General features: G+C 66.8%; 13 protein-coding genes. 6 read left to right on the top strand and 7 right to left on the bottom strand.

Annotation, left to right across the window (positions count from 1 at the left end; all coding sequences use genetic code 11):
* The first annotated feature begins 126 nt into the window (after positions 1-126).
* A complete protein-coding gene (gene kbl / locus AC5P8J_RS07110) occupies positions 127-1,335 on the top strand; it encodes a glycine C-acetyltransferase (RefSeq protein WP_021202257.1) in 1,209 nt (402 codons plus the stop codon).
* 118 nt (positions 1,336-1,453) lie between these two features.
* Here the strand turns inward: kbl and AC5P8J_RS07105 are convergent, their stop codons facing one another.
* The 4 genes from AC5P8J_RS07105 to AC5P8J_RS07090 form a co-directional block, all read right to left on the bottom strand.
* Complete coding sequence (locus tag AC5P8J_RS07105) at positions 1,454-1,789, bottom strand: hypothetical protein (protein ID WP_019659556.1); 336 nt, start codon at positions 1,787-1,789, stop codon at positions 1,454-1,456.
* 84 nt (positions 1,790-1,873) lie between these two features.
* On the bottom strand, positions 1,874-2,683 hold the full coding sequence (locus AC5P8J_RS07100) for a pseudouridine synthase (protein ID WP_019659557.1): 810 nt from the start codon (positions 2,681-2,683) through the stop codon (positions 1,874-1,876).
* Between the two features lie 20 nt (positions 2,684-2,703).
* The gene (locus AC5P8J_RS07095; RefSeq protein ID WP_014646073.1) at positions 2,704-3,210 is read right to left on the bottom strand and encodes a hypothetical protein; all 507 of its coding nucleotides are present in this window, start codon (positions 3,208-3,210) and stop codon (positions 2,704-2,706) included.
* 220 nt (positions 3,211-3,430) lie between these two features.
* Complete coding sequence (locus AC5P8J_RS07090; RefSeq protein WP_019659558.1) at positions 3,431-4,522, bottom strand: OmpA family protein; 1,092 nt, start codon at positions 4,520-4,522, stop codon at positions 3,431-3,433.
* Between the two features lie 358 nt (positions 4,523-4,880).
* On the opposite strand from AC5P8J_RS07090, the gene AC5P8J_RS07085 reads away from it, so the two are divergent.
* The 5 genes from AC5P8J_RS07085 to AC5P8J_RS07065 all read left to right on the top strand — a co-directional run bounded on the left by AC5P8J_RS07085 (position 4,881) and on the right by AC5P8J_RS07065 (position 10,327).
* The gene (locus tag AC5P8J_RS07085; RefSeq protein WP_478405673.1) at positions 4,881-5,900 is read left to right on the top strand and encodes a zinc-binding alcohol dehydrogenase family protein; all 1,020 of its coding nucleotides are present in this window, start codon (positions 4,881-4,883) and stop codon (positions 5,898-5,900) included.
* A gap of 173 nt (positions 5,901-6,073) precedes the next feature.
* On the top strand, positions 6,074-6,703 hold the full coding sequence (gene yczE, locus AC5P8J_RS07080; RefSeq protein WP_478405672.1) for a membrane protein YczE: 630 nt from the start codon (positions 6,074-6,076) through the stop codon (positions 6,701-6,703).
* A gap of 139 nt (positions 6,704-6,842) precedes the next feature.
* Positions 6,843-8,873: an NADPH-dependent 2,4-dienoyl-CoA reductase gene (locus AC5P8J_RS07075; protein ID WP_019659562.1), complete on the top strand. Its 2,031-nt coding sequence runs from the start codon at positions 6,843-6,845 to the stop codon at positions 8,871-8,873.
* A gap of 299 nt (positions 8,874-9,172) precedes the next feature.
* Entirely contained in the window at positions 9,173-9,631 is a 459-nt protein-coding gene (locus AC5P8J_RS07070) for a cell wall hydrolase (RefSeq protein WP_004154513.1), read from the top strand.
* Between the two features lie 84 nt (positions 9,632-9,715).
* Positions 9,716-10,327 (top strand): glutathione S-transferase N-terminal domain-containing protein, encoded by a 612-nt coding sequence (locus AC5P8J_RS07065; protein WP_019659563.1) that lies wholly within the window; start codon positions 9,716-9,718, stop codon positions 10,325-10,327.
* An 88-nt stretch (positions 10,328-10,415) separates the two neighbouring features.
* Here AC5P8J_RS07065 and AC5P8J_RS07060 read toward each other — a convergent pair whose 3' ends face one another.
* The 3 genes from AC5P8J_RS07060 to prpE all read right to left on the bottom strand — a co-directional run bounded on the left by AC5P8J_RS07060 (position 10,416) and on the right by prpE (position 14,095).
* Positions 10,416-11,471: a suppressor of fused domain protein gene (locus AC5P8J_RS07060; protein ID WP_495216732.1), complete on the bottom strand. Its 1,056-nt coding sequence runs from the start codon at positions 11,469-11,471 to the stop codon at positions 10,416-10,418.
* 46 nt (positions 11,472-11,517) lie between these two features.
* Positions 11,518-12,021: a hypothetical protein gene (locus AC5P8J_RS07055; protein ID WP_134734632.1), complete on the bottom strand. Its 504-nt coding sequence runs from the start codon at positions 12,019-12,021 to the stop codon at positions 11,518-11,520.
* A gap of 193 nt (positions 12,022-12,214) precedes the next feature.
* Positions 12,215-14,095 carry a propionate--CoA ligase gene (gene prpE, locus AC5P8J_RS07050; RefSeq protein ID WP_495216730.1) on the bottom strand — a complete coding sequence of 627 codons (1,881 nt, stop codon included), beginning with the start codon at positions 14,093-14,095 and terminating at the stop codon, positions 12,215-12,217.
* Positions 14,096-14,808: the final 713 nt, after the last annotated feature.

The following is a 14,808-nucleotide window of genomic DNA, read 5'->3' as shown; positions in this document are numbered from 1 at the left end:
TTTTTAACCCGTTCGCTATTGCGATGCAACATGTGTCCGCTCTGGTGACGCCGCAACTGCGCCGGTTGGCAAGCGGCGATGCCCGGTAGAATCAGCGGTTTCCCCGCTCAGAACCGTGCCCACGCCATGACCGACCCCTCCTCCGCCCTGACCCGCCACTACGCCGAGGAACTGGACGCCATCCGCGCCCAGGGCCTGTTCAAGTCCGAGCGGATCATCACCAGCCCGCAGTCGGCCGAGATCACCCTCGACGACGGCCGCACGGTGCTGAATTTCTGTGCCAACAACTATCTGGGCCTGGCCGACCACCCGGACCTGATCCAGGCCGCCAAGGACGCGCTGGACAGCCACGGCTTCGGCATGGCGTCGGTGCGCTTCATCTGCGGCACCCAGGACCTGCACAAGCAGCTGGAGAAGCAGATCGCCGATTTCTTCGGCAAGCAGGACACCATCCTGTACGCGGCCTGCTTCGATGCCAATGGCGGCCTGTTCGAGCCACTGCTTGGCGAGAATGACGCGATCATTTCCGACGCACTGAACCATGCGTCGATCATCGACGGCGTGCGCCTGTGCAAGGCCAAGCGTTTCCGCTACGCCAACTGCGACATGGCCGACCTGGAAGCCCAGCTGCAGGCCGCCGATGCCGCCGGCTGCAAGACCAAGCTGATCACCACCGACGGCGTGTTCTCGATGGACGGCTTCATCGCGCCGCTGGACGAGATCACTGCGCTGGCGAAGAAGTACAACGCGCTGGTGCACATCGACGAATGCCACGCCACCGGTTTCCTTGGCGCCACCGGCCGCGGTTCGGCCGAGGTCAAGGGCGTGCTGGAGAAGATCGACATCATCACCGGCACCCTGGGCAAGGCCATGGGTGGCGCACTTGGCGGCTTTACCTGCGCCAGCGCCGAAGTGATCGAACTGCTGCGCCAGCGCTCGCGCCCGTACCTGTTCTCCAACTCGCTGCCGCCGCACGTGGTGGCCGCAGGCATCAAGGCATTCGAAATGCTGGCCGCCGCCGACGACCTGCGCAGCACGCTGGCCGAGAACACCGCCTACTTCCGCGAAAAAATGACCGCGGCCGGTTTCGACGTGAAGCCGGGCGTACATCCGATCAGCCCGGTGATGCTGTACGACGCGCCGCTGGCACAGAAGTTCGCCGAGCGCCTGCTCGAAGAAGGCATCTACGCGATCGGTTTCTTCTTCCCGGTGGTACCCAAGGGCCAGGCGCGCATCCGCACCCAGATCAGCGCCGCGCACAGCCGCGAGCATCTGGACCGCGCGATCGATGCATTCACGCGCATCGGCGTCGAACTGGGCGTGGTCAAGGGCTGACCGCACCGGGGTCGGATCCCCAGGGGTAGCGCCGGGCCATGCCCGGCGATTTCCCGAAAGCCGCGCCATGCGCTCGCCGGGCACGGCCCGGCGCTACCGAAATGACGCGCGACGCGCGTCACTTCTTTTTCTTCTTGCCCTTCGGCTCGTCCTTGCTGGCCACCACCACCGGCTTGGCGGCGGCATCCTGGCCATTGCCCTTGGCTACGCGGATACCGTTGGCCTTCATCCAGGCATCGAACTCATCGGCGGTCATCTTCTTGTCGCCGTTGCTCATCAGGAAGCGGTAACTGCCGCGACCATCCAGCTCCGGGGTCTTCACTTCCACCACCGGGGTCTCGGCCGGCGTTTCCGCCTTGGCCACCTTCTTGTGGCCACCACAGGCGCTCAGCAGCACCATCGGCAGCAGCAGGCCTGCGCAGCGCAGGGTTTGATTGAGGGTCAGGTGGTACATGGCAGGCTCCGTTCGGGATATTCGACAGCCAGGCGCCCCCTACGCCTGGAACGGCGGCCGGCAAACGCCGGCCACGGGCGATGATCAGCCCGGTGCAGCGGCCCCCAGCCGCTGCTGGTCGCTGACCTGCAGGACCCGCCACTGGCCCTTGCCGAGATCGCCGAGCTGCAGCCCGCCGATCGCGACCCGGACCAGGCGCAGCACCTGCAGGTCGAAGGCCGCCAACAGGCGGCGGATATGGCGATTGCGGCCCTCGTCGAGGACCACCTCCAGCCATGCGGTCTTGTCGCCACTGCGCAGTACGCGCACGGCACGGGCGGCGAGGAACTCGCCCTCGTCCTCCACGCCGGCCCGCAGTGCCGCCAGCGTCGCGTCATCGGGCAGGCCATCAACCTGCACGTGGTAGGTCTTGTCCGGCCCGGTCTGCGGGTCGGTCAGGCGCGCCGCCCACTGCGGATCGTTGCTGAACAGCAACAGCCCTTCACTGGCCTTGTCCAGGCGCCCGACCGGCGCGATCCACGGCAGCCCCGCGCCATCGAAACAGCGGTAGACGGTGTCGCGGCCGCGCTCGTCCTGCGCGGTGGTCACTACCCCGCGCGGTTTGTTGAGCATCAGGTACAGGCGCTGTGGCGCGCCCATGGGCTGGCCATCGACCTCGATCGGCGGCACCGGCTGGCCAATCGGAAATTCCGGGTCGCGCACGATCCGGCCGGACACGCGTACGCGGCCTTCGGCAATCCAGCGCGCGGCCTCGCTGCGCGAGCACACGCCGGCCTTGGACAGTACGCGCGCCAGGCCATGGCGGACACCGGCGGAAGCGGCAGCGGAAGTCGCACGCCCACGCGGTGCGTGGGAGCGGGCAGCGGGGGCAGCAGGTGGGCGGCGCGTGCGCAAGCCTCTGCTCCCCGCGGTGCTTATTTCTTGTCGACCGGCTTGGTCTCAGCCGGTGCTTCAGCCGCCGCCGGCGTGGCGGCCGGGGCCGGACGCGCCTTGACCACGCGCACACCGCGCGCCTTCATCCAGGCGTCGAACTCTTCGGCGGTCATGCGCTTGCCGTTCTGGCTCATGTCGAAGCGCCAGGGCGTGTTGTCGAATTCGGTCTGCGGCTTGTAGGCCGCCGGATCGTTCGGCTTCACCGCCGGTGCGCTAGGGATGGCCTTGGCGATGTTCTGGCAGCCGTCGATGCGCAGGCGCTGCAGCACCTGGTCCAGCGACTGCGACGGATCGTAGTTGCTGCTCAGCACACCGGCCGGCATGCCCAGCTGGTTGCCACGGATGTACAGCTCGTCGGCCACCGGCGCGATGGTCGTGGCCGGCAACGGCAGCGGCGAGGCGCTGGTGTTGACCGAGCAATCGACCGCAGCGTGGGCGGCGGGAACCAGGGCCAGCGCCAGGAAGGCGGCCGATGCAGAGCGCAGCATGAGGGGCATCCAGGAAAGGAAGGGACGCGGCGAGTTTAGCAATGCCGCGACAGCTTTCAAGCGCCACTTTCAATGAATACGGCAACTCATTGGTTTTAAGGATAAAAACCCGACGAACGGTTACTTGCAGACCACCAGATGCCTGGATTGAGTGCCGCAGAAACAACAAGACCCGGCCGAAGCCGGGTCCTGCTGTGTCCTACTGGCAGAGCGTCAGAACTTAGTTCTGGACGTTCAGTTCGGTACGACGGTTCTTGGCGCGACCTTCCGGGTTGTCCGAACCATCCGGGTTGGTGTTCGGAGCAATCGGACGGCTCTCGCCGTAGCCGATCGGGCCGACCAGGCGACCGGCGTCAACGCCGTTCTTGGTCAGGTAGTTGTACACGGCGGTGGCGCGACGCTCCGACAGCTTCTGGTTGTAAGCGTCGGTACCCTTCGAGTCGGTGTGACCGGCAACTTCAACGCGCAGATCCGGGTAACGCTTCAGGATCTCGGTGGCTTCGCTCAGGATCGCCACGGCGTCCGGACGCAGGTTCGACTTGTCGAAGTCGAAGTTGACGCCCTTCAGGTCGATGGAGACCGGCACCGGGCAACCGTCCGGACCGATGGTCTGACCCGGCTGCGAGTTCGGGCACTTGTCGTCGCAGTTGTTGACGCCGTCACCGTCGTCGTCCAGATCGGCGCAGCTCGGGGCAACCGGAGCCGGAGCCGGAGCAGCCGCGACCGGAGCCGGGCCCAGCGGGATCACGACGCCGACCGAAGCCAGCACGTCACCGAACCAGTCTTCGTTCGGAGCGGCAACGCTCTGGTCGTCGAAGTCAGCGCGGTAAGCCACTTCGGCGCGGACAGCAACGCGCTTTTCGAAGGTGGTCTGCAGGCCGACGCCCAGCTTGGCGGCAACGTTGCCGTCCTTACGCTGGCGCGGACCGTTGGCATTCAGCGCCGGGTACTCTTCTTCCGACTTCTGGTAGCCCAGGCCACCGACGATGTACGGGTTCCAGCCGCGGCCTTCCTTGATGAAGTGGCGACGCAGGTCCAGCGAGACGCCGTACTGCGACCAGTTCAGGTCCTTGTTCGAATCAAAGTTCGGGTTCTGATAGTTCAGCTCACCGTCCAGCGACCAGTTCGGGCTGATGAACTTGCCCAGGCCCAGGGTCACGAACGGAGCATCATTGGTCAGACGGTCGCTGTCCTGGAAGTTGAAGCCGGCCGAACCGGTCAGGTACCAGCGGTCATCGAACTCCTGCGCCGAAGCTGCCTGGGCGAAAGCCAGGCCGCCCAGCAGCGCGGCAGTAAGGATCTTCTTGTTCATTGAGTACAGCTCCTATTTCGGGGGTATGAAACCGGTAGAGGCATGGGCCAGCACAAGTGCGTCGATGTACGACAGCCGATTCAGCACGCCACCGCCGCGAACATTATGCTCAGGCGGGTGAAGGCCATGTTAACAGTCCCGTAACATGTGAAGTGTTGCGCCCGACCGTCCATCGGTCCGACGTTGAAACCCTATACAGGATGATGAAAATCCGCAAGACCCTCACGCTGCAAGGGTTTGACGGGGTTTAGGCGTTGGAAACGACACATTGCGCAGCGCGCTGCGATGAGCAGTTCAGCGTCTCTGCGAAAAGGTGAGGAACCTTATGATGGAAACCACGAACCCAGCCGGAGCCGTGATGAAAGCCGTCGCCCTGAGTCGTGAGTCCGCCCCCGCGCTGTGCGATATCCGCCTTCCTCCGCCGCTGCCTCCACGGGGGCGCGACCTGCTGGTGCGGGTCGAGGCGATTTCGGTCAACCCGGTCGACGGCAAGCAGCGTGCCAGCACGGATCCAGCCACGCTCCAGGCACCTCGCATCCTTGGCTGGGACGCGGCCGGCGTAGTGGAGGCGATCGGCGACGAGGCCAGCCTGTTCGCGTCCGGTGATGAGGTCTATTACGCCGGTGATGTCACCCGCCCGGGGTGCAACGCGCAGTACCAATGGGTGGACGAACGTCTGGTCGCGCGCAAACCCACCACGCTGGATTTCGCCGAGGCCGCGGCACTGCCGCTGACCACGCTCACTGCCTGGGAACTGCTGTTCGAGCGCATGCCCCTGCGGCTGGATGATTGCCGCCACGCCGGCCAGAACCTGCTGGTGATCGGCGGTGCGGGCGGCGTCGGCTCGATGGCGATCCAGCTGGCCCGCCATGCGGGTTTCGAGGTGATCGCCACTGCGTCGCGCGAAGCCTCGGCCGACTGGTGCCGGCAGATGGGTGCCCGGCACGTGATTGATCACCGGCAGCCGCTCCAGGCCCAGCTGCATGCGCTCGTCATCGACGCGGTGCAGGTCGCACTCAACCTGGCCGACACCGACCGGTACTGGGATGAGCTGGGCCAGCTGCTGGCGCCGCAGGGACATGTCGGGCTGATTGTCGAGCCACGTGGCCCGCTGCGCATCGGCGATCCCTACAAGGCCAAGTGCATCGGCATCCACTGGGAATTCATGTTCGCGCGCTCGCGCTTTGCCACCGCCGACCGCATCGAACAGCACCGCATCCTCAGCCGCGCCGCCAGCATGATCGATGCTGGCCAGCTGCGCGGCACGCTCAGTGAGTCACTGGGCACGATCAATGCGGCAAATCTGGACATTGCGCATCAGCGCCTGGCCAGCGGACGCACGGTGGGCAAGCTGGCACTGGTGGGCTGGGACGACTGAAGCGTCATGTAGAGCCGAGCCCATGCTCGGCTGATGGTGCCAGGCAAAGCAGCCGAGCATGGGCTCGGCTCTACAGATTCCGCCTGTAGCGGCGGATTGGTCGGCATCTGTATCTATTGAAGTGACTGAATCGGGATTACGGTGGAAACAGATTCCTCTCCCCCGAGCCCACCGTGCCCACCGCCCTGCCCCTGCGCCTGCTGCAACTGATCACCGGCCTGTTCCTGTACGGCTTTGGTGCTTCGCTGATGATCCGTGCCGCCATCGGCGTGGCGCCGTGGGATGTGCTGTCACAGGGCATCGCCGCGCAGACCCCGCTCTCGTTTGGCCTGGCCACCAATGTGATTGGCGCACTGGTGCTGCTGCTGTGGTGGCCGCTGCGGCAGAAGCCGGGCGTCGGCACCGTGCTCAACGTGATGCTGATCGGTCCCTCCGCGCAGTTCGGGCTGTGGCTGCTGCCGCCGGCCGTCGGCCTTGGCTGGCAACTGACGATGTTCTGCGCGGGCATGCTGCTGGTGGCATTGGCCACCGGCCTGTACATCGGCGCCCACCTCGGCCCGGGTCCACGCGATGGCCTCATGACCGGCCTGCATGCCCGCACCGGCTGGGCGATCTGGAAGGTGCGCAGCCTCATCGAAGGCAGCGTGCTGCTGCTGGGCTGGTGGCTGGGCGGCAACGTCGGCCTCGGCACCCTCGCCTTCGCCCTGCTGATCGGCCCGCTGTGCGGCGTCACCCTGGGCTGGTTCGGGATCGGCCGCCGCCCGGTCGTGCCGACCGCAGGCCGACAACCACAATCGCCCTGAGTTGACCCGAATGCCGGCCAGCGGCCGGCACTACCGCCCCCCGAGTTCGGGGGCAGCGCTGCAGGCGCGATCCAGCGGCCCTTGCCCCGGCCGCCATTTCGCGGCACGCTTCGCGCTTCCGTACGCAAGCGTATCGACCATGTCGCCAGCCAACGAAAGCGCCTATCCCCATCTGTTCGCCCCGCTGGATCTGGGCTTCACCCAGCTGCGCAACCGCGTCCTGATGGGCTCGATGCACACCGGACTGGAAGATCGCGCCCGCGACTTCCCAAGGTTGGCGGCCTACTTCGCCGAACGTGCCGAGGGCGGCGTTGGCCTGATCGTCACCGGCGGCTTCGCACCGAACGTGGTGGGCTGGCTGAAGCCCTTTGGCGGCAAGTTGTCCTGGCCCTGGGAGGTACGCCCGCACCGGCAGCTCACCGCCGCCGCGCACCAGCACGGCGCGAAGATCTGCCTGCAGCTGCTGCACGCCGGCCGCTATGCCTATCACCCGCTGTCGGTGGCACCGTCGAAGCTGAAGGCGCCGATCAACCCGTTCACCCCGCGCGCGCTGTCGGCCAGTGGCGTCGAGCGGCATATCGCCGACTACGCGCGCAGCGCTAAGCTGGCCCGCGAGGCCGGCTACGACGGGGTGGAGGTGATGGGCTCGGAGGGCTACCTCATCAACGAGTTCATTGCCCCGCGCACCAACAAGCGCTCAGACCGCTGGGGTGGCGACGCCAACCAACGCATGCGCTTTGCAGTGGAGATCGTGCGCCGCATCCGCGAGGCCTGCGGCCCGGACTTCATCATCATCTACCGCCTGTCGCTGGTCGACCTGGTGGACGACGGCAGCAACTGGGACGAGATCGTGCAGCAGGCGCAGGCCATCGAGGCGGCTGGCGCGACGATCATCAATTCCGGCATCGGCTGGCACGAGGCGCGCATTCCGACCATCGCCACCTCGGTGCCGCGTGCGGCCTTCGCCGGTGTCACCGCCAAACTGAAACCGCATGTGACGCTGCCGCTGGTGGCGACCAACCGCATCAACATGCCCGACGTCGCCGAACGCATCCTCGCCGGCGGCGGCGCCGACATGGTGTCGCTGGCACGTCCGCTGCTGGCCGACCCGCAATGGCCCAACAAGGCCCGTGCAGGCCGCGCGGAAGCGATCAATACCTGCATCGCCTGCAACCAGGCCTGCCTGGACCACGTGTTCGAGAACAAGCTGGCCAGCTGCCTGGTCAATCCGCGCGCCGCGCACGAGACCGAACTGGTCTATCGCCCCACGCCCGCGCCGAAGAAGGTTGCCGTGGTCGGTGCCGGCCCGGCCGGCCTGGCCTGTGCCACTGTCGCGGCCCAGCGTGGCCACCAGGTCACCCTGTTCGATGCCCACGATGAGATCGGCGGCCAGTTCAACGTGGCCAAGCGCATCCCCGGCAAAGAAGAGTTCCACGAAACCCTGCGCTATTTCCGCCACAAGCTGGCCGAAACCGGCGTGCAGCTGCGCCTCAACACCCGCGCCGACGCGTCCAGCCTGGCCGGCTTCGACGAGGTGGTGCTGGCCACCGGCATCACCCCGCGCAAGGTCAGCTTCCCCGGCGCCGACCACGCCAAGGTGGTCAGTTATCTGGACGTACTGCTGGGCCGCGTCGAAGTGGGCGCCACTGCCGCGATCATCGGCGCCGGCGGCATCGGCTTCGACGTCGGCGAATTCCTCAGCCACGCTGGCGAGTCGCCGTCGCTGGACCCGCAGCGCTGGATGGCCGAATGGGGCGTGGACGCCAGCTTCGAGGCACGCGGCTCGCTGGGCCGGCCCGAGGTCGAGCCGTCACCGCGGCGCCTGTGGCTGCTGCAGCGCAGCGCCGGCAAGCCCGGCGCGCGACTGGGCAAGACCACCGGTTGGATCCACCGCGCCACACTGAAGGCCAAGGGCGTGCGCATGCTCGGTGGCGTCGAGTACCTGGGCGTGGACGATCAAGGCCTGCGCATCCGCGTGGAAGGCAGCGAACAGTTGCTGCCGGTAGACCATGTGGTGATCTGCGCCGGGCAGGAACCGAACCGCGCATTGCAGGCCGAACTGCAGGCCGCCGGCATCAACGCGCAGCTGATCGGCGGTGCCGACGTGGCCGCCGAACTGGACGCGAAGCGGGCAATCGACCAGGGCAGCCGGGTGGCCGCCACGCTCTGATGAGCGCCTGAATGGGGGACGGAATGTGATTTCCGTCACCTCCGTCGAACCTGAATGTCAAGCCGGGCGGTTCACGATGCGTTCGGCTATTCCCCCCTACCTTGCGCCATCTTTCCGCTCACCAGCCAGTTTCCGGTGAGCTGGCGTGGCCCCACCGATCAGTACTGATCGATTCTTTTTGGGGCTGCCCACGGGGCGGCCCCGATGGCCGCCTCCCCATGACGCCAAGTCGTACCCCGCCTCCTGTCGCCCCCGCGGCCGGAACCGGAAGGTGCGGCCCATACGGAGCAAGGAGTTATATGAAACTGGCCTGGATTCTCTGGCTGTCGCAGTTGTTGCCGCAGCCGGCCGCTGATTCACTGTGTCTGAGCACCACCGTTTACCTGGAAGCCCGCGACCAGACCCTGCGCGGCCAGCAGGCCGTCGCCGAGGTCGCCCTGCGTCGCCTTGACAGCGGCCTGTGGGGCGACTCGATGTGCCAGGTCGTCACCGCGCGCAAGCAGTTCGCACCGACCATCGTCTCCCCCGGCACCCAGCTGGGCAATGACGCGGCGTGGAGCGAGGCGATGAACGTCGCTTTCGACGCCGAGCGCAACTGGGCGCTGCCGGCCGGCGAGCGCCGCGAGATCGTGCCCGGTGCCAGCCACTTCGCCGCGCTGTCCATCGCCAGCCCGAACTGGCGCAATGCCTACCAGGTGGCCACCATCGGCGATCACACCTTCTATAAGGTGCAGAACCTCAAGCCGCGGCAGTCGTAACGATCCGTGCCGGCGGCAGCGTTGCCGCCTGCCGGCAGGCTCTGGGATAGTGGGCGTTTCCCGCCCGCATCACCTGGAGTTCCCATGAAGCTGTACAGCAAGCCCGGTGCCTGTTCCACCGCCGACCACATCGCCCTGCAGTGGACCGGCCAGCCGTTCGAGGTTGAACTGCTGAACAAGGACACCCTGAAGGGTCCGGAATTCCTCAAGATCAATCCGGCCGGTGCGGTGCCCGCGCTGGTCGACGGCGACTTCGTGCTGCTGCAGAACGCCGCGATCATGGGCTATATCGCCGATCGCTTCCCGCAGGCCGGCCTCGGCGGTGACGGCAGCCCGCGCCAGCGCGCCGAAGCCACCCGCTGGCTGGCCTTCGTCAATTCCGACGTGCATCCGGCCTTCTCGCCGCTGTTCGCGCCGGGCAAGTTCATCGCCGACGAGAGCCAGTTCGATGCGATCCGCGCCGCCGCGCACAAGCGCCTGCGTGGCCTGTTCGAGACCGCTGACAGGCAGCTGGCCGACAAGCCGTGGCTGGCCGGCTTCCGCAGCTTCGCCGACCCGTACTTCTACATCACCCTGCGCTGGGCCGCCGGTACCAAGGTCGACCTGTCGGGCCTGGACAACCTGGCCGCCTACAAGGCGCGCATGGACGCCGATGCCGGCGTGCAGGCCGCACTGAAGGCCGAAGGGCTGGCCTGATCATGACCCGGGGTCAGAGCCGTTCGCGTGGCGGACGGGCCTGACCCCTCTGCCCTGCGCAGGCGGGGGCCGATACGCCAGGGCGTGGTCAACCGATCTGGCGGATCACTTCACCGTTGGCATCGCGCAGGTAGGTCGGCATCACTTCGATGCGCAGCGCCCCCGCCAGCGGGTAAACCCCGCGCTCGGCGCGCACCCCTGCCAGGGCCTGCAGGCCCGCCTCGTCCAGCGACCAGCGCGCGCTGTCGGCGGATACGTCCGCCGCTTCACCGCCCCCGTTCGCGACGAACTCCCACTGCCGCTCGCGGCTGACCAGTTCCAGCGATCTGCCGTGGCGCAGGCGCAAGGGCAGCAGCTCGCACACGCTGGCCACCTGGCCGGCGCCGAGCACCAGCGTGGTGACGCCCGCCTCCTGCCGCCAGTCCAACGTCTCGATGAACAGCATGCCGGTGCTGGAGCCCTCGCGCTCGCTGCCTTCCCGCACCTGCGCGGCAAGCGCCGGCTCCTCCAGCAGGTTGCCGCGGTGCAGGTCGCTGATCCACAGTGGCATTGCCGGCTGCAGTACCTGCAGCACGCCGCGCGTGGACCAGCGCTTGACCGCTTCCATCTCCTCATCGGTCAGCCCGACCAGCTGCAGGAACTGCAGGTGGCCATTGGCGGTGTCGCGTGCCGGCAACTGCGGGTCGGCAATGAACGCCAGATGGCACAGCCGCGTGTCGGTCTCCAGCGCGATCGGGCCGTTGGCATTCAGATGGTGGCCATCCTCGAACACGTTGCCGCTGGCGAACACATAACGCGCCAGGTTCTGCAGCAGGTTCATCGGCCACACCGGCGGCGTGCTGTCGGCGTTCTCAGCGGCTTCGGCGGCGAGACGGAACGTCAGCTCGAAACCATAGCCGCTGGTGGCGGCATCACTGCTCTCCTTGGCATACAGCTCGGAGAAGCCGTAAGTCACGTAGTGCCAGTGGGGTACCGGCGCATGCGCCCAGTACACGCTGATGCCATCGAGCGGATCCTGGCCACCGAGCGTGTACGGAAGCGCGGTACCGAAGTGACGTGGCTCCTGCCCGGCATACAGCGGCGCCAGCGCCGCATTGATCGCGTCCCAGCCGGGGGTATCGGTGTCGTCGTGGTCGTCCTGCACGCGGGACTCCTTGTGGGGAAGTGAACCGATCACTTTACGCGGTGGCTCAGGCCTGCACGACCTCACCACCACCCTTGACCACGGCGGCCTGAGTTTCCTGCCACCAGCGCTGTGCCAGCGCCGGGCTGCGCGCCTTGCCCACCGCTGCCAGCAGTTCCGGGCACAGGCGTTCCAGCGCCAGCGCATCGGTGCAGCGTTCGATCTTCAACTGCATGAAGTAGCCCTTCAGGCCCAGATGGCGCCGCACCGCATCGCTCATCGCGTCGTACAGCTGCTGGTACAGCGCCGGGTCCTGTTCGCGACCGGTGCTGATGCCACGCGCCGGCACGGCCTCTGCACTTCCGCCGATCACTTCGATCAGGCCCAGCGCGGCCAGCTGCTCCAGTGCATCGGGCGGCGCACGCAGGCCTTCATACAAGCCGCGCAGTTCGGTGTCGTCACGATGGCCATCGACCATCAGCAGGATCGAGCGCAGTGCCGCCGGCAGGCGCCGGCCACGGTCTTCGATTTCCTGACGGCCAGCAGCCGTCTTGGCGTGCAGCAATGCCATTGCCTCCCCCTCCCTCGATGCGCAATGCCGGCGCGCCCTCGCGGGCGCGCCCCCCTGCAACCGAGCTTAGCGCACCGGTTGCAGGGAGGAAGCTGCGGTGCAGCAACGGCCTCCCCTGTAGAGCCGAGCCCATGCTCGGCTGCTTTGGCAAGGCATGCGGAGCCGAGCATCGGCTCGGCTCTACAGAAGCAGGTCAGCGGACCAGCGCGCGGCGGATCTCCTCCAGCGCGCCGGGGTCGTCCAGCGTCGACAGGTCGCCCGGGTCGCGCTGCTCGGCCAACGCCTGCAACGAGCGCCGCAGCAGCTTGCCCGAACGGGTCTTGGGCAGCGCGTTGACCACGTGCACGTGCGCCGGGCGCGCCACCGCGCCGAGCGAGGTGGTCACTGTGGCCATCATCTCGGCCACCACCGGCGCCGGATCCTCGCCATTCAGGCCCTGCTTGAGGGTGACGAACACCAGCGGCACCTGCCCCTTCAGTTCGTCCTTGACCCCGATCACGGCAGCCTCGGCCACGCGCGGATGGCTGGAAATGGCCTCCTCGATCTCGCGCGTGCCCAGCCGGTGCCCGGCCACGTTGATCACATCGTCGGTGCGGCCGAGGATGAAGGTGTAACCATCATCATCGCGGATCGCCCAGTCCAGCGAGCTGTACAGCAGTTCCTTGAAATGGCTGAAGTAGCTCTGCAGGAAACGGTTGTCGTCGTTCCACACCGTGCTCATGCAGCCAGGCGGCAACGGCGGCGACACCACCAGCACCCCCTTCTGCCCCGGTGCGACTTCCTCGCCGGTGTTCTCGTCGATCACCTTCATCCGGTAGCCAAGATTGGGGAAGCCCGGCGAACCGAAGCGCACCGGCTTCATCTCCAAGCCCGGCAGCAGGGTCAGAGCCGGCCAGCCGGTCTCGGTCTGCCAGTAGTTGTCGATGATCGGCTTGCCCAGCGCTTCGCTGATCCAGTGCGCGGTCGGTTCGTCCAGCGGCTCGCCGGCCAGGAACAGGTACTTCAGGGCGCGCAGGTCGTGGCGATGGATGAAGTCCGCATCGTGCTTCTTCAGCACGCGGATGGCGGTGGGCGACGAGAACATGGTGCGCACGTTGTACTGCTCGCACAGCGCCCACCAGATGCCCGGATCCGGATTCGTCGGCAGCCCTTCGTACAGCAGCGAGGTGCAGCCACCGATCAGCGGGCCGTACACGTTGTAGGAATGGCCCACCGCCCAGCCGACATCGGAGGTGGAGAACATCACCTGGCCCGGCTTGCAGTCGAACACGGTCTCCATCGACTGGGCCATTGCCACCGCATAGCCACCCACGTCGCGCTGCACGCCCTTCGGCTTGCCGGTGGTGCCGGAGGTGTACAGCAGGTAGCTCGGCTCACTCGCTTCCAGCCACTGCACCGGCACATCCACTTCCCCGATCTGTGCACGCAGCGTGGCGTACTCCACATCACGGCCCGGCACGCGTGGTTCGGCGGCATCCAGCCCGCGCGACACGATCAGCACATGCGGTGGCGGCGAAGCCGCTTCGGCGCAGGCCGCGTCAACCATCGGCTTGTACGGAATCAGCTTGCCACCGCGCATGCCGGCATCGGCGGCGATGAGCAGCTTCGGCTTCGCATCGTCGATGCGCAGCGCCAGGTTGTGCGCGGCGAAGCCACCAAACACCACCGAGTGCACCGCACCGATGCGCGCACAGGCCAGCATCGCGAACACGGCGTCGGCCATGTTCGGCATGTAGATCACCACGCGGTCACCATGGCCGACGCCGAGGTGCCTGAGCACGGCGGCGAAGTCGTTCACTTCGCGATACAGCTGGCGATAGGTGATTTCGCGGGTGCTGTTGGTTTCGGTGGAGATGGCGACCAGTGCGAGCTGGTCGGCGCGCTCGGCCAGGTGGCGGTCGACGGCGTTGTAGCAGAGATTGGTTTCGCCGCCGACGAACCAGCGCCGGAACGGCGGATTGCTGTAGTCGAGCACCTGCTGCGGCGGTTTGTGCCAATGGATGCGCTTGGCTTCCTCGCCCCAGAAGGCCTCCGGCTCATCGATCGAGCGACGGTAGGTTTCCTCGTAGTTCATGACGCAGCCCTCCCAGACGAAGTCATGGGTTCGAGGATAGTCCGGCGCTGGCGCGCGGGCCGCCCTACCTTGGTAGGGGGGTGGGTTTGTTCTGCAGGGCTTTGCAGCCCTGCACCCGTGGTAGTGCCGGCCGCTGGCCGGCAACAGCATCAGCAACAGCAGAAGCTGGTTTCCTGGGGGATGGCGGGGTGGCTCCGGTTGCGGGGGACGCCGTGAATCCCCAGTCCGGCCCAGCCGCTGGCGGCTGGGCGTTCGGGCGCTTGCGAAGCAATGCTTCGCAAGCGAAGCGCCCTCACCCATGGGGGCTCGGTCGCGCCATCCATGGCGCTCACGCCCCCGCAACCGGACCCACCCCGCCTTCGACAGTTTCCTGCCATCTGTCGGAACGGCGTATTGCTCTGGTGGGTGTCGACCTTGGTCGACACGGTAGATCCACGCCATGCGTGGATCCTTTTCGATCAATTGTCGAAATATTCGATTCCGATGGATTTGATCCACGCAAAGCGTGGATAGACCATCCGTCACCGGAGATCTGTCGAAGGCGGGGCGGTGTGGGTTGGCAGGACCGTTGGCGCCATGGATGGCGCCATCGAGCCCCCATGGATGGGTTTACGGCGTGTCCTGCCAACCCACACCGCCCCGCCCAACAAGTAGAAAACCAGAGCCGCCTTGGCCTTTCGCGTTGCTCCGGTTCGTAGCAGGTGCAGGGCTGC

Source organism: Stenotrophomonas sp. YJH_SMC_37 (assembly GCF_059370035.1).
Note: the sequence above shows the minus strand (reverse complement) of the source record. Positions and strands in the feature narration are given on the sequence as shown.